The following is a 24393-nucleotide window of genomic DNA, read 5'->3' as shown; positions in this document are numbered from 1 at the left end:
GCTTTCGCCGGTTCGTCGCGGTAAAACAGCCCTGCTGATGCCGGCCATACCTTGCCTGCTATGCCGCTACACCGCAAACCGGCCTAAGGTTATGACCTTTGCTTCGTGCGCGTTGGCGCCCCGCTCTCGCCGGCGGCTCCGTACGGCGCTTCATCGGATCCGGTCCGCTTGCCCCGCCTCGCTTAAATCATGGACGACACCGCCGCCTCCCTCGATATCTGGCTCGTGCGCGTGCTGCGCACGCTGCTGGTCGAGCGCAGCGTCACGCAGACCGCGCTGCGTCTGAATCAGACCCAGCCGGCTATCAGCACCGCGCTGCGCAAACTGCGCGAGACGCTGAACGACCCGATTCTGGTGCGCGGCAAGTCGGGCATGGTGCCCACCGAATACGGCGAATCGCTGCTCGCCTCCGCGCAACGCGTGCTGCGCGAGGTGGATTTTGTCGCGACGCCGCATGGCGACTTCGATCCCGGCCGCTCGCGCCGCACCTTTCGCGTGGCCGCGCCGGATTATCTGAACGACTTCTTCATGCCGACGGTGATCGCGCAATTTCGCGAGGCGGCGCCGCACGCGCGGCTCGAAATCGATTCGCTGAGTCCGATGCTCGATCATTCCGCCGCGCTCGATGCCGGCGAACTCGATCTGGTGATCGGCAACTGGCCGAAGCCCGACCCACGCTTCGAGCGCAGCGACCTGTTCTCCGATACGGTCGTGTGCATGATGCGCGCCAATCATCCGCTCACGCGCGTGCCGCTTACGCGTGAGGCGTATCTCGCCGCCGCGCATCTCGCGCCGACGCCGTATAGCGGAGCGAGCAGCGGCGCCATCGACATGGGCTTCACGCGGGCTCGCGCCGAGCGCCGCATCGTCGCCACGCTGCCCTACTTCGGCCTGGTGCCGCAGACGCTGCTGCAATCGGACCTGATCTTCACGACGACACGCCGTTTCGCGATGCACTACGCGGACATGCTGCCGCTCGCGGTGGTCGACGTGCCGATTCCGTTTCCGCGCATCAAGTGCTACCAGCTCTGGCATCCGCAGCCGGATCGACCGAGCGACGTCGGCTGGCTGCGTGCGCTGATGTCCCAGGTGTCGGACGGGCTGGTCGCGCAGAAGGTGCGGCGCGCAAAACGGGCGCCGAAAAAGGAAACGTCAGCCGCGACGGGCTGACGTTTAAGGTTGTTTGCGGTTCACAGGACGCTGCTCATGCGTTGCTTGTGCGTTGCTGGGGCGCTGCTTGAGCGCACCGTCCCGGCCGGCTGATTTCCGCCCATCAAACAGCCGCGCAGAGCTTCTGCGTTGCCACCTGCGCCACGACCTGCCGCGAACGGATCTGCAGCAACTCCGCGCATACCGCCACGGCGATCGCCGCAGGCGCCTTGTCGACGATACCGGCCACACCGATCGGACACGTCATCTCCACCAGGCGGTCCAGATCCACGCCGCGATCGAGCAAACGGCGCTCGAATTTCACGCGCTTCGTCTTCGAACCGATCATGCCGAAGTAGGTGAAATCGCGCCGCCGCATGATGCGCGCGGCCAGCGAGAAATCGAGCGCGTGGTTGTGCGTCATCACCAGAAAATAGGCGCCGGGCGGCGCCGTGTCGACGATCGCATCCGGCGTGTCGGTGGCTTCGACCTGCACGTTGGCCGGCGTTTCGTCGGGGAACAGCTCGTCGCGCTCGTCGACCCACTGGACCACGCACGGCAAGCTGCCGAGCAGCTTGACGATCGCATGCCCGACGTGCCCCGCGCCGAATAGCACGATATGCATCGGCGCCGGACGCGGCGTTTGCACGCCGCTGCGCCGGCCGATCTGAACGGACGAAAAATCGTTCATGGCGATCATTCCAATTCCAGTGAGTGTGTTGTTCACGCGTTGCTGTTCCGGCTCATTGCCGCGCCTATTTCGGTCCGCTGATTGATGCGCTTATCGATCCGCTTACTGCCGTGCCGCCGCGGTGGCGGCACGCACCGCGCCGACCGCCTTGAGGATTTCCTCGCTGGTCGCGGGCGCATTCAGCGGCGGATTGACCTTGTGGTCGCCCACTGCCGACACCGCGTCACGCACCGCGAAGAACACCGAGAACGGCAGCAGCAGCGGCGGCTCGCCGGTCGCCTTCGAACGATGGATGCTGTCCTCCGCATTGCGGTTCTTGAAGAGGCGCACGCGGAAGTCGGGCGGCGTGTCGTTGACGGTCGGAATCTTGTAGGTGGACGGCGCATGCGTCATCAGCTTGCCGCCCGCGTTCCACCACAGTTCTTCGGTCGTGAGCCAGCCCATGCCTTGAATGAACGCGCCTTCCACCTGGCCGACATCGAGCGCCGGATTCAGCGAGGCGCCCACGTCGTGCAATGCGTCCGCGCGCAGCACGCGCATTTCGCCGGTCAACGTGTCGATCACCACTTCCGACACCGCCGCGCCGTATGAGTAGTAGTAAAACGGCCGGCCTTGCAGCTTCGATTGATCCCAGTAGAGCTTGGGCGTCGCGTAGAACCCGTCCGACCAGAGCTGAATACGCGCGACGTAAGCCTTTGCGATGACTTCTTCAAATGGCACGACGATTTCGCCGACCACGACCCGGTCGTGCACGAAGCGCACTTCCGACGCGCTCACCTGCCCTGCGCCGAAGCGCTCGGCGGCAAACGCCGACAGGCGTTCGCGCAACTGGCGCGCGGCGTCCTGTGCGGCCTTGCCGTTCAGATCGGAGCCCGTCGAGGCCGCCGTCGCCGACGTGTTGGCGATCTTGCTGGTGTCGGTCGCGGTGACGCGAATGCGGTTGAAGCCGATGCCCAGTTCATGCGCGACGACCTGCGCGACCTTCGTGTTCAAGCCCTGGCCCATTTCGGTGCCGCCATGATTCACCAGCACCGAGCCGTCGGTGTAGATGTGCACGAGCGCGCCGGCCTGGTTGAAGTGGGTCACGTTGAACGCGATACCGAACTTGACCGGCGTGAGTGCCATGCCCTTCTTCAGTATTTCGTTGTTCGCGTTGAACTCGTTGATCGCGGCGCGCCGCGCGCGATATTCACTCGTTGCTTCGAGTTCGTCGATCAGTTCGTGAATCACGTTGTCTTCGACGATCTGGCCATACGGCGTCTGGTTACGCTCGGTCTTGCCGTACAGATTGCGGCGGCGCACGTCGAGCGAATCCTCGCCCACCGAGCGCGCCACGTTGTCCATGATGTATTCGATCGCGAACGCGCCTTGCGGGCCGCCGAAGCCCCGGAACGCCGTGTTCGACTGCGTGTTGGTCTTGCCGCAGAAGCCGTCGATCGTCACGTCCGAGAGCCAGTACGCGTTGTCGAAGTGGCACAGCGCGCGCGTCATCACCGGACCGGACAGGTCGGCGGAAAAGCCGCAGCGCGAGGTCATGTCGACCGTGACGCCGTCGATCACGCCCTTGTCGTCGTAGCCGACTTCGTACGTGTAGTGGAAATCGTGGCGCTTGCCCGTGACCATCATGTCGTCGTCGCGGTCCGGACGCAGTTTCACCGGGCACAGCAGCTTCCATGCGGCGAGCGCCGCGCAGCACGCGAACAGACCCGATTGCGATTCCTTGCCGCCGAATCCGCCGCCCATCCGGCGGCATTCGATCAGCACGTTGTGCGACGCCACGCCCAACGCGTGGGCGACCATGTGCTGCATTTCGGTCGGATGCTGCGTCGAACAGTAGACGTGCATGCCATCGTCGTCCTTCGGCACCGCGTACGAAATCTGGCCTTCCAGATAGAACTGCTCCTGGCCGCCGAGCAGCATCTCGCCGGCCTCGCGACGCGCGGCGCGGGCGATCTTGTTGCCGGCTTCGCCGCGCGCGAGTTTCATCGGCGGCAGGACGTGCTGGTTCGCGGCGCGCGCCTGCTGCGCGGTGAGAATCGCCGGCAATTCTTCGTAGACGATTTCCGCGCGGCGTGCCGCGAGACGCGCCGTTTCATGCGACGTCGCGACCACGATGAAGATCGGCTGGCCGACGTATTGCACGAGGCCGTCGGCGAGAATCGGATCGTCGCCGTGGATGATCGGACCCACGTCGTTGACGCCCGGGATATCGTCAGCGGTGAAGATCGCGACCACGCCAGGCGTGGCGCGCACCTTGTCGAGCGACATCGAGACGATCTTCGCGTGCGCTTTCGTCGACAGGCCGAGCGCGGCGTGCAGCGTGCCGGCGAGCGTCGGAATGTCGTCGGTATAGGTAGCTCGGCCGCTTACGTGCAGATGCGCGGACTCGTGCGGACGCGAGATGTGGACCTGGGTGAAGTCCTCGAGATCCTGAAGGTCTTTCAGGAACGGTTCGGCGTGCTGATTCATTGTTGTGTTCTCCGTATCCTTTCGTCGTCTCAGGCGCCGACCGGCGCGCAGGCCGCAGCGACCGCGCGCACATCCAGCGCGCTCTTCGGCAGCGGGTTGTTCGGACGCGTTTCGAGCCAGAATCGGTACAACGTGTTCTTCGCCGATTCGAGGCGATAGTTGCTGGTCGCTCGCATGTCCGACAGCGGCGCGTAGTCGTTGCCGAGCGCGAGCATCGCGGCCTGCGCAGTGGCTTCGTGCCATTCGGCGTCGCGCAGCACGGCTTCCGCGTGGGTCGCGCGCTTGGACGTGGCGGCCATGCCGCCGAACGCGATGCGCGGCTCGCGGATCAGGTTGCCGTCGGCGATGAACGCGAACGCGGCACACACCGCCGAGATATCCGAATCGAAACGCTTCGACAGTTTGTAGGTGCGGAATTGCAGGTTCCGACGCACGCCGGTGCGCGTCGGCACTTTCAAGCCGACGACGAACTCATGCTCCGCCATATCCTTCTTCTGATACGCGAGGTACAGGTCCTCGAGCGGCATCTCGCGCTCGATCTCGCCGCCGCGAACGATCACACGTGCGCCGAGCGCGATCAGGCCGGGCATCGAATCGCCGATCGGCGAGCCGTTGGCGATATTGCCGCCGAGCGTGCCGGCATTGCGAATCGGCAGCGACGCGAAGCGTTGCCACATTTCGTTCAATTCGGGATATTGCTTCGCGATCTCCGCGTACGCTTTTTCGACGCTGACGCCCGCGCCGATCTCGATCCATTCGTCGTTGGTCTCCAGCTTCTGCAACTCGGCGATCTGTCCCACGTAGACGATATTGCCGAGCTCGCGCATCTGCTTGGTGACCCACAGGCCGATGTCCGTGCTGCCGGCGAGAATCCGCGCGGCCGGTTCGGCTTCCTTGATCCTCGCGAGTGCTTCGACCGTGCGCGGCGCGTCGAACTGCTGGCCGGCGTGCTGGTAGTGGAAGGTGTCTTTGCGCTCGAGCGTGGCGAGCGTCGTGGCGAGCGCCTCGACATTGACCGGCGCTTTCGGCGCGGGCGCTTCGAACATGCGCACCGCCGCGTCGACGATCGGGCGGTAGCCCGTGCAGCGGCACAGGTTGCCCGTCAGCGCGTTGCTGATCGCCTCGCGCGACGGCACCGTCTTGTTGGCGCAACTGTGCTCGTGACCGTGCTTTTCGTAGAGCGACCACATCGACATGACGAAGCCCGGCGTGCAGAAGCCGCACTGCGAGCCGTGACATTCGACCATCGCTTCCTGCACGGGATGCAGCGACCCGTCCGGCTGGCGCAAGTCTTCGACGGTGAAGAGCGCCTTGCCGTCGAGCGTCGGCACGAACTGAATGCAGGCGTTGACCGCCTTGAAGTCGACGCCGCCCGCTTCGTTGCGCTCGCCGATCACGACCGTGCACGCGCCGCAGTCGCCTTCGGCGCAGCCTTCCTTCGTGCCCGTGCAATGCGCGTCCTCGCGCAGATACTGCAGCACGGTGCGGGTGACGGGCGCGTCCTTGATCTCACGGATCGCGTTGCGGTGATAGAAGCGAATCGGCTCAGTCATGTCTCGTTACTCTCGAATGTTCTGTGTCCGTGGGACGTGCAGCAGGGATGGTTCGAAAACTATCACCGTCAATAAATACAACCCATAGCGGCGATCGCATGCGGGACATATCCGCAGAACGATATAGAGATGGGTTTGAGGGGCGGCTGACTTATGGTGATCTGAACTTTTTGCCGTACTTTAGACTTTTATACGGAGTAAAAGCCAATCTGAGTTAGCGCGTGTCGGGCGGACTTGCTGAAAAAATAGGCGCCGAGGGGTCGAAAATGTCCCACTATGGAGTTCCCGGAAGGCGTTTTTGTCGGATGAATTATTAAGCAAGTTCTGCAAGAAAACCGGTTCCATGGGAAAATCACGCCTTCCCGCCGAATTCAAGTCTCGTTTTCCCCATGTCCACCGACTCAGCGACACCTCGCAGCGAATTTGCGACGACCATGCAGATCATTCCGGTCGTCTTTTTCACGTTTCTTTGCTATCTGACGATCGGAATTCCGCTTGCGGTGTTGCCGGGCTACGTCCACGACGACCTCGGTTACAGCGCCGTGCTGGCTGGTGCCGCCATCAGCGTGCAGTATCTGGCGACGCTGGCGTCGCGGCCGCTGGCTGGCCGTTCCGCGGACACGTTGGGGCCGAAGCGGACGGTGACGATTGGTTTGATGGGGTGTGGCGCGAGCGGGGTTTTGCTGTTGCTGGCTGTGCTGTGCGGGCGCTGGCCCGTGCTGAGCCTGGGGCTGCTGGTCTGCAGCCGGCTCGTGTTGGGATTCGGCGAGAGCTTGTGCGGCACGGGTGCGATTCTGTGGGGGATCGGCCGGGTGGGCACGAGCAACAATGCGCGGGTGATCTCGTGGAACGGTATCGCGACGTATGGCGCGCTGGCGATCGGTGCGCCGCTGGGCGTGGCGATTGAACACACGGTTGGGTTTGCCGCGTTGGGAATTCTGGTGATTCTGCTCGCGGCGCTCGGGTTTTATCTCGCTCGTCCGATTGCGCCGGTGCCGATCGTGCATGGCGAGCGGATGTCATACCGCAGTGTGTTTACTCGCGTGCTGCCACATGGGATTGGGTTGGCGCTCGGGTCGGCCGGGTTTGGGTCGATCGCGACTTTCATTACGCTGTTTTATGCGGCGAAGCATTGGCCGAATGCGGCTCTGTCGTTGACCGTGTTCGGAACGCTGTTCATCGGGGCGCGGTTGCTGTTTGCCAATACGATCAAGACTTATGGCGGGTTTCGCGTCGCGATTGCTTCGTTTTCGTTTGAATGCGCCGGGTTGTTGATGTTGTGGCTGGCGCCTGAGCCTCATGTTGCGCTTGCTGGCGCGGCTTTGACTGGCTTTGGGTTTGCTTTGGTGTTTCCGGCTCTTGGGGTCGAGGCGGTTGGGCTTGTGCCGCCCGCTAGTCGTGGGGCGGCTTTGTCGGCTTATTCGGTGTTTCTCGATCTCTCGTTGGGGATTACTGGGCCGTTGGCCGGGTATATCGCTGGTGAGTTTGGGTATGGGTCGGTGTTTCTTTTTGCGGCGGTTGCCGCTGCTGCGGGTGTTGGGCTGTCTACTCTTCTTTATCTTCGGAATGCTAAGGTCACTAATTTGCCTGCGGCGCTTTGAAGGGGTGCGATCGGCACGGTTTTGTTGTGGGCCTTGGGTGGTGGCCTTTCCTTGATTTGTTTGTGGTCTATTGGCGTTGCCCCTGTGCGGGGCGGCACCTACTTTCTTTGCCGCGGCAAAGAAAGTAGGCAAAGAAAGCCGCTTTGAACCGCCAACTCATAAGCGGGTCCCCCGCACAGCCGCAGTAGTGGTCCATCTGGAATCAGGGTTCTCGCGCATTCAGACTCAGTGACAAGGCCGTCATACCTCCCGCCTCGCGCTTCGCGCTCGTCGGAACGGTCGGCTTCCGGCCCCTGGCCCTTGGCCCTAGCCCTGACTCCGGTCCGGTCCGGCAGTGTTCCGTGACTCTCAATGCGCAGTCGCTCTCGTTCGAGCGATCGTTTTGAATCGTGCTGGTTCGCGGTGCTTGGCTTGCGTTTCGTTACGGTCTTCTCGGGTTTCGGATGCCCTCCGCGTCGCTTTGGCAAGAACCTTCGCTGCATGGCGCACTGTGATCCGGCTTTGCACCACTCCCCTCGCGTCCAGCGCAATGACCTGATATAGCTCACGGTCAGTCTCGACTTCGTATTGGTAGTCCTCAACGGTGTCCAGCAACAGTTCCAGCAATCGTCGCTGGCGATGTCTCTCCTCCATTGTCACAGCCGGACTCCTAACTATCGAGGCCACAAGCGTCGCCAATTTGTCTAATTGGCTTAATTGCCGTTCGATCAATCCGAATGCGGACAGCGCCAGTTTCTCGTATTGAACCGCGTCAACAGGCGGCCGCGTTGTGGTCCGTGAACGTTTGACAGATTTACTCATGGCGCGATCTCCCTAAACTTGTCTGGATCGCTCACCACGCGCTAGCACGGTGGTGAGCGGGCACATTGACGGGATTCGCAGACCGGCACACAGAACCAAGAACCGGCGAGCCGTAGGGCTCCCCCGCCAAGGCCCGCCCATTGTGATCAGGCGTGCAAAGGCAGCCGCGCACTTGCTAGTGCAAGCATGCGAGTTCAGTGTGAGGCAGGCTGCGAAACCTGTTGTCGTGAAGTACACGACAAAACGAGTTTAAACATATCGCGTTGCGAGCGATCACCCGAACGAGCTAAAACGCGTACGCGGCAACCAATTCCGAAATTGCCCAACGCTCTGCCAGAGTAAAAGACTACGACGCAGAAGAAACTTCCGCAAAAACTGCAGCGAATGATTCGCGAGGCGTGTGCCCAATCCGATTAGCGATATGCATGATCAATTCATGCCCGACGACATTTCTGGGAGGCGAGATGCGTCCAGTTGCCTTCAACAATCAGCGACCATTCATGGACCGACGTGCGCTGCTGAAGTACGAGCCACGTTTGGCGCTCGGAGCACATTGAGCTTTACCGTCCGCGTGACCTCTGCGAGTCGAAGCCGACGGCCTGCGGGCACACAAATTGGCATGGGCCATCTCAATTGTGCTGAAATGAGAGACGCGCTTGGCGCGCGGGGCGCTTTGAAGTTTATCGGCCGAGCGCCACCGCCGAGACGAAGCCGACAGTCCGGCCGCGCACAAATTGATGATGGGCCGCCGCGGTCCTGCTGGAATGCAAGAGGCGTTCGGCGCGCGGAGCGTACTAAACCTCACCAGCCGAGCGCCATCGCCGAGGCGAAGCCGACAGCCCCACGCGCCCCCCACGAAAACCACTGGTTTTGAAAAGCCCTTCCGGCGAGCGCGGAGCGCGAGGCGGGAAGTATGACGCCCTTGTCACTGCCGCCGAGTGTGCGAGAACGCCGATTCCAGATGGACCACTACCGTGACTGCGCGGGGGACCCGCTTCAAGGCTGGCGGTTCAAAGCGGCTTTCTTTGCCTACTTTCTTTGCCGCGGCAAAGAAAGTAGGTGCCGCCCCGCACAGGGGCAACGCTAATAGACCACTAAGAAAGCAAGAAAAGGCCAAAACCCCAAAACCACCCAAGCAAACCACCAAGCCGAGCAGGCAAACAAACCTTCACCTCCCCCCCGACAACCCTCTCTCCAAAGCCGCAACCCCTGCCGGCAAATCCACCTTAACCCCAAGATCAACCATAGTCCGCCCGAGCGCATGCACAGTCCGAAAAAGATTATGTTCCCGACACTGCTCCCCCATCTGCCCGACGCGAACAATCGGCAACCCAAACGACCCAGAAATCTCCACCTGATGCATCCGCGAGATATGCGCACAAACATCCGCAGGACTGAGCCCATCAGGCACCTCAATCCCGACAACAGAATTCAACCGACAAGCCTCCGGCGCATACAACCGAAGCCCCATCGCCACCACCCCATCCTGCAACGCCAGCGAACACCTCAAATGCCGGGCAAACCGCTTCTCGAGCGTCTCAGCACACACCAGCCGCAAAGCCTCATGCAAAGCCAGAACTCCAGAAACAGGCGCCGTATAGTGATACCCAGCGTTATGCCAAAAATTCTCAGCAAGCCTCGCATCCAGACACCAATGCGCGTTCGGCGCCGTGCGCCCCTTAACCCTCTCCCACGCCGCATCTGAAAACGCAATCAACGACACGCCCGGAATCGACGACAACCCCTTCTGCCCACCCGTAATCACCGCATCGATCCCCCAGGCATCCATCTCCAGCGGCATCGTGCTCAACGTGCAAACCGCATCGACGATCACCAGCGCGCCGGCCGCTTTCGCCAACGCGGCAATTTCCTTCAGCCGATAATTCCACACCGTATTGGACGTCTCGCCTTGCACCACCGTCACGATCTCGGGACGCTCGCGCCGGATCGCCTCGGCAATCTCTTCGAGGCTCGCCACCGTCCGGTCAGCAACTTCGAGCGTGCTCACCCGCGCGCCGACGCGCCGGCCCATCTCCGCCATCCGTTCGCTGAAAAAACCGTTCTTGATGGACAGCACCCGCGTGCCTTCCCACGCCAGGTTCGAGATCGCCATCTCCATCGCGGCCGAGCCGGGTCCGGCCACACCCAGCACCCATTTCGAATTCGTCTGGAACACATAGCGCGCCATCGACTTCACCTGCCCAATCACCTTCACCATCGTTGCGCCCAGGTGATTGATCACGATCGCGTTGGCCTTCGCCACGGCTGCGGGAATCGGCACGGGGCCGGCGCCCATCATCAGGAGCGGCTCTTCGGGAAGAATGGCGTCGAGCGACTCGACAACCGGACAGGGCACTGCGAACGAGGCGGATGTGAATGATGAAGTCGGCATGATGATCGGTACGTGAATGTCAGGACGCGAAGGAGCAAACGGCCCCGCCAGCATGGACGCTGGCGAGGCCGCCGGTTCGATCATTCACCGATCCGCGCAGTTGCGCAAGTTTTTTGACTATGCACGACGCCGCGATACCGTCGGCAACGCCGTCATTTCACCGCGGTCTTGTCGAGTTTCTTGCCGGTCGCCGCGTTGAAACGCTCGACATACTCTTCGATCAGCTTGCGCAACGCGCGCCCGATCTGACGGTAATCGGCCTCGTTCAGGTTCGCCAACGACACGCGCCCCGACGGATGCTGCGTGCCGAAGCCAAGGCCCGGCAGCAGCACGACCCGCGCCTCGCGAGCGAGGCGGAACAGCATTTCGGATGGCTGCGTGTTCTTCAGCAGCCAATCGACGAACTCACGCCCGAACATCCGCTCGCCGAGGAACTCGACGTCGAGAATCGTGTAGTAGTCGACCTGATTCGGATCGTCGTCCTCGAAGGAAATGCCGACCTCTTCGTAAAGCGCCTGCTTGCGCTTGCGAATCAAACGCTTCAACGCGTTCTTGTAGGCGTCCGGCGTGTCCATCAGCGAGAACAGCGAAAACAGCACCATCTGCACCTGCTGCGGCGTCGACAGACCCGCGGTGTGATTCAGCGCGACCGTGCGGCTGTCGGCCACCAGCCGGTCGATGAACTTGAGCTTGTCCGGCTCCGTCGTGATCGATTCGTAGCGCTCGTGCAACTGCTTCTTCGTGTCTTTCGGCAACTCGGCAATCAGCTTGTCGAGCACGTTGTCGCGATGCGTCGCGATCGTGCCGAGGCGCCAGCCGGTCGCGCCGAAATATTTCGAGTACGAATACACGAGGATGGTGTTCTTCGGCGCGAGCGCGAACAGCGACACGAAGTCGTCGGCAAAGGTGCCGTACACGTCGTCGGTCAGCAGGATCAGATCGGGCCGTTCCTTGACGATCTCGGCAATGTATTGAAGGCTTTCGTCATTGATCTTCACCGAAGGCGGATTGCTCGGGTTCACGAGAAAGAACGCCTTCACCTTCGGATCGCGCAGCTTGTCGAGTTCCTTCTTCGAATACTGCCAGCCATTGGCCACGTCGGCTTCGAGATTGACGACGTTCAACCGGTAGTCGTTCAAGCGCGGAATCTCGATGTACGGCGTGAAGATCGGCATGCCGAGCGCGATCGTGTCGCCCGCCTTGATCAGGTGATTCTCGCGCAGCGTGTTGAAGATATACGTCATCGCGGCCGTACCGCCTTCCACCGCGAATATGTCGAATTCGCCGACAAAAGGATGGTCGCCGATCATCTCCTTGCGCAGATACTGCCCGACGATCAGTTCGGACAGCTTCAGCATGCGGTCCGGCACCGGGTAGTTGGAAGCGAGAATGCCCTCGCACATTTCATACAGAAAGTCGCCGGCCGAGTAACCCAGCTGATCGCGCACGTACGACACCGCACCGCGCAGAAAGTCGATGCCGGCCACGCCCTTGTTCTCGCGCAGGAATAGATCGAAGCGTTCCTCGAGGCCGTCGTGCCGCGGAAAGCCGCCCACGCCCTCAGGCATGTAGGCAAACGAGCGCTCCGATTCGCGCATCGCAAAGAGACCGAGTTGCCAGAAGCCGTGGCGCGGAATCGTCGCGAGAAAATTCGGGTTGCCGCGCCCGGCGTTGAGCATCGACGCATTGGCGGGACGTTCCACGGCGCTGCCACCCGCCGCCTTGATCAGTTCATCCTTCAACTCGAACGGGCTGAGTGCCGACATGCCCGGTTGCGCCATATCCGCACGTTTCTTGTCGCCCTTCTCTTTTGCCATGATGCGTTCTCCAATGAGCCTGGTGAAAGATGCCGGCGCGGCGAACGATCGCCCGTTAGCGCCGGCGTAACAGAGATCGATAGACGCGCGCTACACGAGCCCGACCACGAGCGGGCCGAGCAGTGTCAACGCGACGTTCGCGATCGCGTACGTGATCGCGAACGGCACGGTCGGCACGGCGCTTTCCGCCTTGTCGAGCACGCCGCCGAAGGCCGGATTCGCACTGCGCGAGCCGGTTAGCGCCCCCGCGAGAATGGCCGCGTTGTTGTACTTCAGCACGTAGCGGCCGAACAGCATGGTGAGCAACAACGGAAACAACGTGACGAACACACCGAGCAGGAAGATCGTCAAGCCGCTCTGTTTGACGGTGACTACCGCCTGCAGGCCGGAGTTCAAACCGACCACCGCCACGAAGGCCGCGAGGCCGAAGTCCTTCAGCAGTTGCGAGGCCGCCGTCGGCATCACGCCATACATCGGATACTTGCCGCGCATCCAGCCGAACAGCAGACCGGCCAGCAGGCAGCCGCCACCCGAGCCGAGCGTGAGCGGAATGCCGGCGACATCGACGACGATCAGCCCGATCAGCAGACCGAGTACGAGGCCGACGCCCATGTAGATGAAGTCGGTCTTGTTGGTGTACGGCAGCTCGTAGCCGGCTGCCTCGACAGCGCGCTTGGTGTCTTTCGGCGAACCGTAGAAAGTGATGACATCGCCGTGCTCCAGGATGGTTTCCGGCAGGACCGGCAGTGGCTGACCGGCACGCGAAATACTCTGGATGTAGACGCCGTGCCGCATATCGCGATCCACCACTTGCCGCGCGGCGGCGATCGTCGTGTGATTCATGCCCTTGCGCGTGAACACACCTTCGCGTGTCTGCATGACGACGCCGACATCTTCGACGGCGGCAACCTCGCCGCCGGCCGCGCCGAATTCGACCACGGCCTCGCGGCGCCCCACCACGAGGACCACGTCGTTGGGCTTCAGCACCAGATCGGGCGCCGGGTCGAGCGGCTGGCCGTCACGCTTGATCCGTTCGATCGTCAACAGGTCTCGATGCTGCGTCTCGACGGCTTTCACCGTTTTCCCGGCGCTGACATCGATCGTGTACGCGCGGCCGACCATCTCGGGCAGCGCTGAGAGTTGCCCCGGCCCGCTGGCCGCCGCACCCGCGGTCAGTTCGCGTTCCACTTCGAGCGAGGCATCGCGCAAACTTTGGCCCATGAATTTGGGCAGGATATTCACGCACACGATGATCGCGCCCAACGAGCCGAACACATAGGTCACCGCGTAGGCGATCGCCACGTCCGATTGCAGCGACTTGACCTGATCGGCGGGCAGGCCGAGACGCGCAATCGCGTCGCCCGCCGTGCCGATAATCGCCGATTGCGTCAGCGCGCCGCCCGCGAGTCCGGCGGCGAGCCCCTTGTTGAGGTGGAACAGCTTCGCGCACACCACCACGGTGATCAGCGCGGTGACCGCCAGAAACACGGCCATGGCAATCTCACGCAGCGTCTTGCGGTTCAGCGAGTTGAAGAAGCCCGGGCCGGAGTCGTAGCCGACCGCGTAGATGAAGACGGCGAACATGACCGACTTCACGCCGTTGTCGATCGTCACGCCCGCCTGACTGATCACCACCGCAGCCAGCAGCGAGCCGCCCACGCCGCCCAACTGAAACTTGCCGAAGTTGATCTGTCCGATGAAGTACCCCGCCGCGAGCGACAGAAATAGCGCCATCTCCGGAGATTTCTGAAAAATGTGATGTAGCCAGTCCATCGTGCCCTCGCTGGATAGTTTGCGATACTGAGTACTGGTTGCTGCCTGCGCAGGCAAAGCGCAATCGTGTCGCGCCGCGCGTGCCGTCTGCTGCATCGGCCAAACGTGGCATGGCATGGCGCGCCACGTCCGGCACATCTGGCCGCCTAGTGGAATTTCCCGGCGAGGCCGACGACCACCGGCCCCATGAGCGGCAACAGAATGTTCGAGAGTGCGTACGTGATCGTGTAGCCGATCACCGGAGTGGAGTTGCCGGTAACGCCCACCAGTGCACTGATCGCAGGCGTGCTGCATTGCTGGCCGGCAATCGCGCCGAGCAGCATGGGCGCCTCGAGCTTGAGAAACATGCTGCCGATCCAGAGCGACAGCAGACCGGGCACGAGCACCATCAGAATTCCGGCCACCGGCAATGCGAGTCCGTACTCGCGCACCAGCTTGATGGCGTCCGGTCCCGCCGACAAACCCACCGCGGCGATGAAAGTGGCGAGACCGAAGTCCTTGAGGATTTGCGCCGCCGCCGAAGGCAGCGAGCCGATCACCGGATAACGCGAACGGATCCAGCCGAACAGCAGCCCCGACAGCAGACAGCCACCGCCCGTGCCGAGCGCGATCGACACGCCGCCGACCCGCCCGCCAAGATGACCGATCGCCATGCCGACCAGCACGCCCAGCCCCAGATAAACGAAGTCGGTCTTCTGAGTGGCCACGACCACGTAGCCCAGACGCTTCGCGCCGCGCAGAACATCCGCCTTGCCGCCCACCAGCGTGACCACGTCGCCGCGATTGAGTTCGGTGCCGGGCAGCGCGGGCACTGTGGTCTCGAGTCGCGTGACCGCCGCGATGTAGACGCCGCGGCCGTTTTCGGGCGTCGCCTGCTCGCGCACCTGCGCGACCGTGAGTCCGTGCAGGTCGCGGCGAGTCAGCACGACGTCGAGCTTCTCGGCCATCACCTGGCCGAAGTCCGCGCCGTCCACTTCGGCACCGAGACCCGCGGCGGCCGCCACGATCGCTTCGCGCCGCCCGCCCACCAGAATGACGTCGCCTCGCGCAAGCGTGAGTTGCGGTTCGGCGGGCACCTCCGCGCCATTGCGCCGGACCCGCTCGACCGTCAGGTTGAAGCCGTACTGCTGTTCGAATGCCCGGAGCGTCGTGCCGGCCGCCGCGCCGACTTCGAACGCGCGGCCCACTAGCGCCGGCGCGGCAGCGCGCTGACCCTCGCCATACGCGCCGTCGCCACCGAGCTTGCGCCACACGCGCTCGGCTTCGTCGCGCAGATTGACGCGCAACAGCAGCGGCGCGAACTGGCTCGTGAAGAGCACGATGGTGATCAGGCCGAACAGGTAGCTCACGCTGTACGCGGTCACGATGTTGGCCTGCAAGCGCAGCGTTTCGGAATCGCTGAAGCCGAGCTTGGAAATCGCCTCGGACGCCGTGCCGATCACGGCCGATTCCGTCGCCGCGCCGGCCAGCAGACCGGCTGCCGTGCCGGCGTCGAGCCGCATGACGACCACCGCGATCATGATCAGCGCCAGCACGGAAACGATCTCGACCACCGACAGCAGACCGTAGCGCCAGCCGCGCCCGACATTGGCGAAGAACTGCGGTCCGCCGGTGAAGCCCAGCGCGAAGATGAACAACGCGAACGCGATGTTCTTCAGATCGGGAGCGAGGCGTGCGCCTGTCTGGCCCAATAGCAACGCGACGATCAACGTGCCGCACACGCCGCCAAGCTGAATGGGCCCGATGCGGAACGAGCCAATGAAATATCCGATTGCAAGGCTTGCGAACAGCGCGATCTCGGGTTGAGATCTCAGCAATTCACCGATCATGTTGGTTCGCCGATTTTTGGGTTGATTAGCAGGATGCCGAAAGATTCATTCCCCAAATACCAATGAATTCATTTTCACCCAGTATGTCGCGCCACATTACTCAACCGGCATAGCGACTGAGTGAAAACACAATTTATGGCAATTGAATGACGCGAATCGCGTCCAAGGGGAGATGCCGCATTGCAACGGCGACCGTGGCGGTGGAACGGATTTTCGATAGCTCGACAGTCACTCTTTCCTCGCGAAGTAGCCCAACGCCGTGAAAAAGACTTAGTCTGCTGATGGCCAATTATTACAGCATGAGTGAACATGCTTTCTTAAGACTGCTTTTTTAATAAATATTGTAGTTCGGCGAAGCTGTCAATATTATTTTCAACTCCTGGCCAATTCATCTTCGCAAAAAATGATCTTTAGCATTGGCACGCCATCTTCGGAGTCCGACATGCGCATCATTCTTTTCAGCAGCCGCCAGTACGACAGCGACACGTTCAGCGAAGCCAATGCGTCACACTGCTATGAGCTGCATTTCCAGGAATCACACCTCGACAGCGAGACCGCCGTCCTCGCCCAAGGCTATGAAGTGGTGTGCCCGTTCGTCAACGACAGCGTCGATGCGGCGGTACTGGAGAGGCTCCATGCCGGCGGCACGCGCATGATCGCGCTGCGCTCGGCGGGCTTCAATCACGTCGATCTGGCCGCGGCCGAACGCCTCGACATCACCGTCGCGCGGGTGCCCGCCTACTCGCCGCACGCCGTGGCCGAGCATGCGGTCGGCTTGATCCTGGCGCTGAACCGGCGTTTGCCGCGCGCCGCCGCACGCACGCGCGAAGGCGACTTTTCGCTGCATGGACTGCTCGGCTTCGATCTGCACGGCAAGACCGTGGGCGTGATCGGCACCGGCATGATCGGTCGCGTGTTCGGCCGCATCATGGCGGGCTTCGGCATGCAGGTGCTCGCGCACGATCCCGGCACGCCCGCCGACGACCTGCTCGCGCTCGGCGCCCGCTATGTGCCGCTCGACACGCTGCTCGCCGAGTCCGACGTCGTCAGCCTGCATTGTCCGCTGGTGGCGGGCACGTACCACCTGATCGACGCCGCCGCGCTCGCGAAGATGAAGCGCGGCGCGATGCTGATCAACACGGGCCGCGGCGGTCTCGTCGAAAGCAATGCATTGATCGGCGCGTTGAAGGACGGCCAGCTCGGCCACCTCGGGCTCGACGTCTATGAAGAAGAAGGCGGCCTGTTCTTCGAGGACCACTCGAACCTGCCCTTGCAGGATGACGTGCTGGCGCGCCTGCTGATGTTCCCGAACGTGATCGTCACCGCGCACCAGGCGTTCTTCACCCGCGAGGCGATGAGCGAGATCGCCCAGACCACGCTCGCGAACGTCGCGGCGTGGCAGGCCGGCACGCCGCGCAACGTGGTGCGCGCAGCGGTTTAGATTCCACTGCTGTTGTTTTGCGGTGTCGCCTGGATTGCCATGCGCACGCCCGCTTAAACTCCGCCGCTGCCGTTCAGCGGCGTCGCGCGGACCGCCGTGCGCGCATCGTCTGCCGCGCCGCAAAGCTCACGCAGCAACATCGCTTCGCGCTCGTGCACTTCCACCGGAAACCAGCGCGCGCCCGCGTCGGCCAGATAGCGCGCGCGATGCTGGCCATTGCGGAAGGCCACCACGCCCTCGCGCTCCAGCCCGAACCAGCCGAGCAGACCCGGCCCGCGACGCGTCGAGATCGTCACGTACGGCATCTGCGGAATGCGCGGGTTCTCCGGATCGAGAAACTCGCGAATGCCGCGCACCTTGCCGGAATGCCATTCGGCGACCGGCTTCAAAACATAATCGGTGTTGTCGCGATCGGCGCACACGAGCAGCTTGCGCACGTCGACGAGAACGACCTGATGGCGCGTGCCATCCGTGACGAAGACGCGTTTCAGGCGCACATGGTCGTACCATGAATGCTCTTGCAGCGGCACGGTCCAGACCGTCTCGGCACAAGCCGGCGCGGCGGTTGACGATGAATTGGACAAGGGCAAAGGCAGGCTCGATAAGCCAGCGAAATATCGCCAGCGCGTTAGGAGAGCGCTAAAGCTACGAGCCGATTGTGAAAGAAGCATGACAGGCCACGGTATTAACTACGCTGCATGAATACACCGCGCGAAAACCCGAATGAGCAGGTAACGCGGATCGATACGGAGACAACGATGGTAACCACGCATAATTTCAATGACCACGTGCGCATCGAAGCTAATCAGGATATCGGCGTCGCCACGATCGTTCTTGAGCGGCCCGCGCGTCGCAATGCCGTCGACCGTCCTGTCGCGCAGGCGCTCAGCGCCGCGTTCGCCCGCTTCGAAGCGGAGCCGGCCTGGCGCGCGGCGGTGCTGTTCGGCGCGGGCGGCACCTTCTGCGCCGGCGCGGACCTGACCGCTCTCGCCGACGACACCCGCCGCAACGAGCTACACGCCGACGGTCGCGGCCCCGGCCCGATGGGACCGACGCGCACGAGCTTCAGCAAGCCGGTCGTTGCCGCGATTGCGGGCTATGCGGTCGCGGGCGGTCTGGAATTGGCCGCAATGTGCGATCTGAGAGTGGTCGAAGACGACGCGGTGCTCGGCGTATTCTGCCGCCGCGTGGGGATTCCGTTGATCGACGGCGGCACGATCCGCCTGCCGCGTCTGATCGGGCTGTCACGCGCGCTGGACCTGATTCTGACCGGCCGCGCGGTGAGCGCGCAGGAAGCGCTCAGCTTCGGCCTCGCCAACCGCGTCGTAGCCAAAGGCACGGCGCGCGCGGCAGCCGAACAGCTGGCGGCGGAGCTCGCCGCGTTGCCGCAGGCGGCGTTGCTCGCCGATCGCCGCTCCGTGCTGGAAAACAGCATGCTGGATGATTTCGCGGAAGCACTGCGTCGCGAAGGCGCGGGCGGCTATCACGCCGTCTTCGAAGAAGGCGTGGCCGGCGCGGCGCGTTTCGCCGGAGGCGCAGGCCGCCACGGCAACATCTTCGATACCGGCGACGGCCCGCGTTAGCCAAAAAGCGAGTTCGAGCCGCCGCGGTTTTCAGCGAAAAACAACAACGGCCCTGACGGTCAGCAAGGCTGTTTTGACTTAGGTAGAATCCCCTACTGCTTTGCCCCTTGTCCGGCGCACGCGTTCTCGCCCCGAAAACGCGCGCCGGCCGCGCGACGCTCCCCCGTCGCGCCGATTCACGCTCCTTCATCATGCCTTTGCCTCTGCTCGCCCTTGCCGTTGCCGCTTTTGGAATCGGTACCACCGAATTCGTGATCATGGGGCTGCTGCCCGATGTCGCGCGTGACCTGGCCGTGTCGATCCCGGCCGCCGGCATGCTGGTGTCGGCGTATGCGCTCGGTGTCACCATCGGCGCGCCGATCGTCGCGATCGCGGTTGCCAACATGCCGCGCAAGAAGGCGTTGATGAGTCTGATCGGCGTGTTCATCGTCGGCAATCTGCTGTGCGCGGTTGCGCCGGGTTACGCGGTGCTGATGGCCGCGCGCATCGTCACGGCGTTCTGCCATGGCGCGTTCTTCGGAATAGGTTCGGTGGTGGCCGCAGGCCTCGTCGCGCCGAACCGCCGCGCGCAAGCCATCGCGCTGATGTTCACGGGCCTCACGCTCGCCAACGTGCTGGGCGTGCCGCTCGGCACCGCGCTCGGCCAGGCGGTGGGCTGGCGCGCCACCTTCTGGGCGGTGACGGGCATCGGCCTCGTCGCGGCAGCCGCGCTCGCCGTGTGCCTGCCGGCGAAGATCGAAATGCAGAAGGCGAGCCTCGTCCGCGAATTCAGCGTGTTGAAGAACCCGCAAGTGCTGATGGTGCTCGGCATCAGCGTGCTCGCATCGGCGAGTCTCTTTTCCACCTTCACGTACATCACGCCGATTCTCGAAGACGTGACCGGCTTTACGCCGCATGCCGTGACCCTCGTGTTGCTCCTGTTCGGTCTCGGCCTGACGGTGGGCAGCACACTGGGCGGCAAGCTCGCCGACTGGCGGCTGATGCCTTCGCTGGTGGCGTTTCTGCTCGCCATCGTCGTCATCCTGACCATCTTTGCCGGCACCATGCATGCCGAAATTCCGGCGATGATCACGATTTTCGCCTGGGGCGTTCTGGCTTTCGCCATCGTGCCGCCGCTGCAAATGCTGATCGTCGACCGCGCGAGCCATGCGCCGAATCTGGCTTCGACCTTGAACCAGGGCGCCTTCAACCTCGGCAATGCGACGGGCGCGTGGCTCGGCGGCATGGCGATCGGCGCGGGCGCGCCACTCACGACGCTGCCGTGGGTCGGTGTGGCGACCTCGATCGGCGCGCTCGTGCTGACGCTGTGGTCGGTGTCGATCGACCGGCGCGCGCAACGGGTCGCCGTGGCGGGCTGATTGGCCTGATCGGCGCCCTTATCGCCGCTTATCCGTACCCTGCGCGACGACTCACGGCCACACTCGTGCCGGCGAGTTGGCGCAGCAACGGCTCACATCGCAACCTCGATCCAGACTGCGCATGACTCGCGGCCGTAGTAGCATCTCGGCCGATGAAAGTCATCCTCACTCGCGATTTCCTCGCTTTGATCCTCAGTGTCGCCGTTGTCGGACTCGGCAGCGGCGCGACACTTCCCCTCACGGCCCTCGCGCTCACGCAAGCCGGCTATGGCACCGACGTGGTCGGTCTGCTGACGGCCGCGCAAGCGGGCGGCGGGCTCGTCATCGTGCCGCTCGCCGGCTGGATCGCGGCGCGCTTCGGCGGCCGCCAGGTGATCGTCGGTGCCGTGCTGGTGGTGGCGCTCGCCACCGCGCTGATGCAACTCACCGCGAACCTGTGGCTCTGGGCCGTGTTGCGCGTGCTGTGCGGCGCGGCACTGATGCTCCTCTTCACGATCGGCGAAGCCTGGGTCAACCAGTTGGCCGACGACGCCTCGCGCGGCCGCGTCGTCGCCATCTACGCCACCAACTTCACGCTGTTCCAGATGGCGGGGCCGGTGCTGGTGAGTCAAATCGCGGGCTTCGCGCACTGGCGCTTCCTGCTGTGCGGCGCGATCTTCCTGCTGGCGCTGCCGATGCTTGCCGCGATCCGCACGACGCCCCAAGCCTCCGACGACGAGCACGCGGCGCACGGCAGCTGGCGTCGTGTCTTACCGCAGATGCCGGCGCTCGTGATCGGCACCGGCTTCTTCGCGTTGTTCGACACGATCGCGCTCTCGTTGCTGCCGCTCTTCGCGATGTCGCACGGCATCACGAGCGAGGTGGCCGTGCTGTTCGCCTCGGCTCTGCTCCTTGGCGATACGACGATGCAGTTTCCGATCGGCTGGCTCGCCGACCGGCTCGGCCGCGAGCGGGTGCATATCTGTTGCGGTGTGGTCGTCGTAGCGTTGCTGCCGTTTCTGCCTTGGGCGGCCACTTCACCGTGGCTTTGCTGGCCGCTGCTCTATGTGCTTGGCGCGGCGGCAGGCGCGATCTACACGCTCTCGCTGGTGGCCTGCGGTGAACGCTTTCGCGGTGTCGCGCTGGTGTCGGCCAGCTCGCTGGTGGGCGCCTCGTGGAGCGCGGCCAGTTTCGGCGGCCCGCTGGTGGCCGGTGCGCTGATGAAGAGTGTGGGTAACGACGCGATGGTCGGCGTGCTGCTCGCTGCGGCGTTGGCGTTTCTCGGCGCGGTCTGGTGGGAGAAGCGGCATGCGCCGGTGGGGGTTGCGGGGTGATTGGCGGGCTTTAGCGCGATAACGGTGCCATGGTCGAACCGTCATATTTGGTGAGTGGTTGACGAATGTTGGGCTGTTTTCCTACGTCATGCGCAGGCGCAAATGGAGAGCGGCACGTCATTGCGAAAACTAGCAGGAATTTGAGGAAATTTCGGATCTTCCGTTCATTGCGGTCCCTATAGGGTAACTGGGCTTGGAGAAAGCACAACCCATAGGGAGGACTATGAGCAGAAACACAACTGATGGGAGACCAGCGGAAGTGGTGGGCCGCCTGGTGGCAGCGCTCATGCTGCTGATGATTGCATTCGGGGCGAACGCCGAAAGCGGGGACGGAGTTTGCGCCCCGCTTTACGCGAGATCAGGAGCAATACAAGGAACCGCAACCTGCTTCGCAAACGCGTGGGGTAATACGCCCATCAATTTATCGAACCACTATTGCGTCAATGAGCCGTCTCGAATCACGAGGTGGTGTGGAATGCCACCCGACGACGCAAGTGCGGATAACAGTTGTTCAGTGGCCGATCCGGTCTACCCGGGTTCGGGTGCAACGACGATCAAGGAAGTCGATTTTCATAGCGGTGACGACCGCCCTTTTATATTCAGTCGTACCTACCGCGCTCGCCCGATTACTCGTCCGGATTCCGGCTTCGGCTCGCTCTGGTTTCACAACTGGCAGCGCCAGTTGAATCTTGCGGGCGTGAATGGTGTCCCGTCACGGGTAACCGCTTTCCGAGAAGACGGCCACCCAGCGACCTTTGCCAAAGGTTCAGGAGGATGGCGCTCCACCGACGGAACGCCGTTATCGTTGACTCAGGGATCGTCATCGTGGACGCTCGATGACCTGACCAATGGCAGCCGGGAAGCCTATTCCGCACAAGGCGTTCTGTTGTCCGTTACGGAACACGATGGCCGGGTCGCTACGCTTTCGTACAGCGATGCGAATACCCCAGGATCGGTGGCGCCTGCAGCGGGACTGCTCGTCGCGGTTACTGATCATGCTGCAGGATCAAACTCAAACTACGATCTTGCCATCCGTCTGACTTACGATGCGAAGTGGCGCGTTACTCAACTTGCAGATTCGACCGGCAATGTCACGAAGTACGCTTATGACGGAAATAACAACCTTATTTCCGTCACTTGGCCGGATGGGAGCATCCGCCGTTATGCCTATGAGGACCCGCGGTTCAACAGTGCTCTGACTGGCGTGATAGACGAGAGAGGGGCTCGTATCGCTACCTGGTCATACGATGCGATGGGACGTGCGACGTCAGTAACCCATCCGGACGCACAGCGGAACGTGACGTTTTCTTATGGCGCTAATGCATCGACCATAACCAGCAGCCAGCGCACGACAACGGTGAACTATTCCGGGATCGCCGGAAGGTTGCGCGCGACGGGAAGCGACGCCGGCTACAGCATGACCTGGGACGCGGGGGGCAATCTGACCAGCGATGTCGCGCCCTACGGGAAGAACATCCAATACAAGTACGACGACAACAATCGTCCTGTTCAAGCAACTTCTATCAGTGCTTCGGGCGGCACGGCGATCACGTCGGTACGCTACGCTGACTCCGTCAGTTTGCGTCCCTATATGGTCGCATCGCCAGGATGGCTCCGTACGTATGTTTATGACGCGAACGGCAATCCGACTGGCATCAGCGAACGAAGGACAACGGATGCGACAGGCGCCGACGGTTTTGCCGCGCTTCTAGCTCCCGGACCGAGCCGTACTTATGGGATGGTGTTCAACGCATCAAATCAGTTGACGTTCGCGCAGATGTATGACGACGGCCAGTTGACCGGAGAATGGGGGATAACCCAAGACTTGACAGGCAACCTCCGGTCGATCGTCGACCGGAAGTCTGGAAAGGTCTTTACGATCGAGCTTCGGGATTCAGCGCACCGGGCAATCCAGTTCGGCAGCAGCGGCTTCACCGCGAACCCCTATTACGATTCACGTGGAAGGGTGTCCGGTTTTCAATATTTTGAGAACGCAAGCCCGCTCAATGGCAATGTGAAGCGCGCGTTTAAAGTTAACTATACCTATGCGGACGATGGAACGCTGGTAGCGCGCGCCGGCACTGTGTCGACCAATCTCGGCCCCGACCTGTCCGTCAGCGATGACGAAATTGACACTTGGATTGACAACTTTGAATCCGCGGTCGTACCAGCTGGGCCAGCGCCTAACCTTATAGGCCCGAATAAGCTGTTGCGGTCTGCACAGGAAGCGGGACTAGCGCCCGTATGTCCCGAGTGCGCGATTTACGCGGGCGCTCGGTTTGCGTGGCTCGTGTTCCAACTCGCACGGGACCCGATGTGGACGGCGAAAAATGGTATTCAACAAGCGACCGAGGCAAAACAGTGCAAACCGTCCGGTGCCAACAGTACGCAAGGTATTGCATTCAAGCGCGACCACTATATCAACCGCGCGAAAGCTGATAATTTAGATTTGGATAAGGCTGAGGGTATGGTGGCCGACGAATTGAGCGCGACGCGTTCTGATATGGTTCCAGGAGAGAACAAACTGGGGCGCATAGAGGTGGATGGCAGACCGGTCCAATGGAGAGCATACATGCTGCCAAACGGCGAGATTAATGTCGGAACAATCTTTGTGATTAAGTGA

Annotated in this window: 16 protein-coding genes; 7 read left to right on the top strand and 9 right to left on the bottom strand. The window is 62.6% G+C overall.

The genetic code is table 11. The features are described 5' to 3' along the window. Positions 1-189 precede the first annotated feature (189 nt). Complete coding sequence (locus tag AC57B1_RS07790; RefSeq protein WP_496417155.1) at positions 190-1170, top strand: LysR substrate-binding domain-containing protein; 981 nt, start codon at positions 190-192, stop codon at positions 1168-1170. A 103-nt stretch (positions 1171-1273) separates the two neighbouring features. On the opposite strand, the gene xdhC is transcribed toward AC57B1_RS07790, so the two are convergent. The 3 genes from xdhC to xdhA all read right to left on the bottom strand — a co-directional run bounded on the left by xdhC (position 1274) and on the right by xdhA (position 5862). After that, the gene (gene xdhC, locus AC57B1_RS07785) at positions 1274-1840 is read right to left on the bottom strand and encodes a xanthine dehydrogenase accessory protein XdhC (RefSeq protein ID WP_408344349.1); all 567 of its coding nucleotides are present in this window, start codon (positions 1838-1840) and stop codon (positions 1274-1276) included. Positions 1841-1942: 102 nt separating this feature from the next. After that, the gene (xdhB, locus tag AC57B1_RS07780) at positions 1943-4309 is read right to left on the bottom strand and encodes a xanthine dehydrogenase molybdopterin binding subunit (protein ID WP_496417154.1); all 2367 of its coding nucleotides are present in this window, start codon (positions 4307-4309) and stop codon (positions 1943-1945) included. A gap of 29 nt (positions 4310-4338) precedes the next feature. After that, positions 4339-5862, bottom strand: a complete 1524-nt coding sequence (gene xdhA, locus AC57B1_RS07775) for a xanthine dehydrogenase small subunit (protein ID WP_408185955.1) — start codon at positions 5860-5862, stop codon at positions 4339-4341. A 389-nt stretch (positions 5863-6251) separates the two neighbouring features. On the opposite strand from xdhA, the gene AC57B1_RS07770 reads away from it, so the two are divergent. Beyond that, a complete protein-coding gene (locus AC57B1_RS07770) occupies positions 6252-7463 on the top strand; it encodes an MFS transporter (protein WP_408300999.1) in 1212 nt (403 codons plus the stop codon). 348 nt (positions 7464-7811) lie between these two features. On the opposite strand, the gene AC57B1_RS07765 is transcribed toward AC57B1_RS07770, so the two are convergent. The 5 genes from AC57B1_RS07765 to aspT (AC57B1_RS07745) form a co-directional block, all read right to left on the bottom strand. Continuing rightward, a complete protein-coding gene (locus AC57B1_RS07765) occupies positions 7812-8264 on the bottom strand; it encodes a hypothetical protein (RefSeq protein WP_496417153.1) in 453 nt (150 codons plus the stop codon). A gap of 1168 nt (positions 8265-9432) precedes the next feature. Continuing rightward, the gene (locus tag AC57B1_RS07760) at positions 9433-10656 is read right to left on the bottom strand and encodes a pyridoxal-phosphate-dependent aminotransferase family protein (RefSeq protein WP_496417191.1); all 1224 of its coding nucleotides are present in this window, start codon (positions 10654-10656) and stop codon (positions 9433-9435) included. Positions 10657-10808: 152 nt separating this feature from the next. Beyond that, positions 10809-12473 (bottom strand): bifunctional aspartate transaminase/aspartate 4-decarboxylase, encoded by a 1665-nt coding sequence (locus AC57B1_RS07755; protein ID WP_496417152.1) that lies wholly within the window; start codon positions 12471-12473, stop codon positions 10809-10811. Positions 12474-12563: 90 nt separating this feature from the next. Continuing rightward, positions 12564-14246: an aspartate-alanine antiporter gene (gene aspT, locus AC57B1_RS07750; protein ID WP_496417151.1), complete on the bottom strand. Its 1683-nt coding sequence runs from the start codon at positions 14244-14246 to the stop codon at positions 12564-12566. A gap of 146 nt (positions 14247-14392) precedes the next feature. Then, positions 14393-16075: an aspartate-alanine antiporter gene (gene aspT, locus AC57B1_RS07745; protein WP_496417150.1), complete on the bottom strand. Its 1683-nt coding sequence runs from the start codon at positions 16073-16075 to the stop codon at positions 14393-14395. Positions 16076-16517: 442 nt separating this feature from the next. On the opposite strand from aspT (AC57B1_RS07745), the gene AC57B1_RS07740 reads away from it, so the two are divergent. Next, positions 16518-17516 (top strand): 2-hydroxyacid dehydrogenase, encoded by a 999-nt coding sequence (locus AC57B1_RS07740; protein WP_496417149.1) that lies wholly within the window; start codon positions 16518-16520, stop codon positions 17514-17516. Between the two features lie 53 nt (positions 17517-17569). Here AC57B1_RS07740 and AC57B1_RS07735 read toward each other — a convergent pair whose 3' ends face one another. Continuing rightward, the gene (locus tag AC57B1_RS07735; RefSeq protein WP_091796632.1) at positions 17570-18187 is read right to left on the bottom strand and encodes a plasmid fertility inhibition factor family protein; all 618 of its coding nucleotides are present in this window, start codon (positions 18185-18187) and stop codon (positions 17570-17572) included. 87 nt (positions 18188-18274) lie between these two features. Between AC57B1_RS07735 and AC57B1_RS07730 the strand changes: the two genes are divergently transcribed. The 4 genes from AC57B1_RS07730 (at position 18275) to AC57B1_RS07715 (ending at position 24393) form a co-directional block, all read left to right on the top strand. Next, positions 18275-19099, top strand: a complete 825-nt coding sequence (locus tag AC57B1_RS07730) for a crotonase/enoyl-CoA hydratase family protein (protein ID WP_496417148.1) — start codon at positions 18275-18277, stop codon at positions 19097-19099. Between the two features lie 191 nt (positions 19100-19290). Further along, on the top strand, positions 19291-20457 hold the full coding sequence (locus AC57B1_RS07725) for an MFS transporter (protein WP_091800783.1): 1167 nt from the start codon (positions 19291-19293) through the stop codon (positions 20455-20457). 152 nt (positions 20458-20609) lie between these two features. After that, positions 20610-21770 (top strand): MFS transporter, encoded by a 1161-nt coding sequence (locus tag AC57B1_RS07720; RefSeq protein ID WP_496417147.1) that lies wholly within the window; start codon positions 20610-20612, stop codon positions 21768-21770. 475 nt (positions 21771-22245) lie between these two features. Then, the gene (locus AC57B1_RS07715; protein ID WP_496417146.1) at positions 22246-24393 is read left to right on the top strand and encodes a DUF6531 domain-containing protein; all 2148 of its coding nucleotides are present in this window, start codon (positions 22246-22248) and stop codon (positions 24391-24393) included.

The sequence above is a fragment of the Paraburkholderia sp. BGA-UO-ETr-F21 genome, assembly GCF_059567925.1.
This window is presented reverse-complemented; position numbering and strand designations above follow the sequence as displayed.

Bases quoted from the DNA above. Each gene is read 5' to 3' on its own strand.
- AC57B1_RS07740 (WP_496417149.1), top strand. From the start codon at position 16,518: ATGCGCATCATTCTTTTCAGCAGCCGCCAGTACGACAGCGACACGTTC.
- xdhA (WP_408185955.1), bottom strand. From the start codon at position 5,862: ATGACTGAGCCGATTCGCTTCTATCACCGCAACGCGATCCGTGAGATC.
- AC57B1_RS07725 (WP_091800783.1), top strand. From the start codon at position 19,291: ATGCCTTTGCCTCTGCTCGCCCTTGCCGTTGCCGCTTTTGGAATCGGT.
- AC57B1_RS07760 (WP_496417191.1), bottom strand. From the start codon at position 10,656: ATGCCGACTTCATCATTCACATCCGCCTCGTTCGCAGTGCCCTGTCCG.
- AC57B1_RS07790 (WP_496417155.1), top strand. From the start codon at position 190: ATGGACGACACCGCCGCCTCCCTCGATATCTGGCTCGTGCGCGTGCTG.
- AC57B1_RS07770 (WP_408300999.1), top strand. From the start codon at position 6,252: ATGTCCACCGACTCAGCGACACCTCGCAGCGAATTTGCGACGACCATG.
- AC57B1_RS07735 (WP_091796632.1), bottom strand. From the start codon at position 18,187: ATGCTTCTTTCACAATCGGCTCGTAGCTTTAGCGCTCTCCTAACGCGC.
- AC57B1_RS07730 (WP_496417148.1), top strand. From the start codon at position 18,275: ATGGTAACCACGCATAATTTCAATGACCACGTGCGCATCGAAGCTAAT.
- AC57B1_RS07715 (WP_496417146.1), top strand. From the start codon at position 22,246: ATGCCACCCGACGACGCAAGTGCGGATAACAGTTGTTCAGTGGCCGAT.
- aspT (WP_496417150.1), bottom strand. From the start codon at position 16,075: ATGATCGGTGAATTGCTGAGATCTCAACCCGAGATCGCGCTGTTCGCA.
- xdhB (WP_496417154.1), bottom strand. From the start codon at position 4,309: ATGAATCAGCACGCCGAACCGTTCCTGAAAGACCTTCAGGATCTCGAG.
- AC57B1_RS07755 (WP_496417152.1), bottom strand. From the start codon at position 12,473: ATGGCAAAAGAGAAGGGCGACAAGAAACGTGCGGATATGGCGCAACCG.
- AC57B1_RS07765 (WP_496417153.1), bottom strand. From the start codon at position 8,264: ATGAGTAAATCTGTCAAACGTTCACGGACCACAACGCGGCCGCCTGTT.
- aspT (WP_496417151.1), bottom strand. From the start codon at position 14,246: ATGGACTGGCTACATCACATTTTTCAGAAATCTCCGGAGATGGCGCTA.
- xdhC (WP_408344349.1), bottom strand. From the start codon at position 1,840: ATGAACGATTTTTCGTCCGTTCAGATCGGCCGGCGCAGCGGCGTGCAA.
- AC57B1_RS07720 (WP_496417147.1), top strand. From the start codon at position 20,610: ATGAAAGTCATCCTCACTCGCGATTTCCTCGCTTTGATCCTCAGTGTC.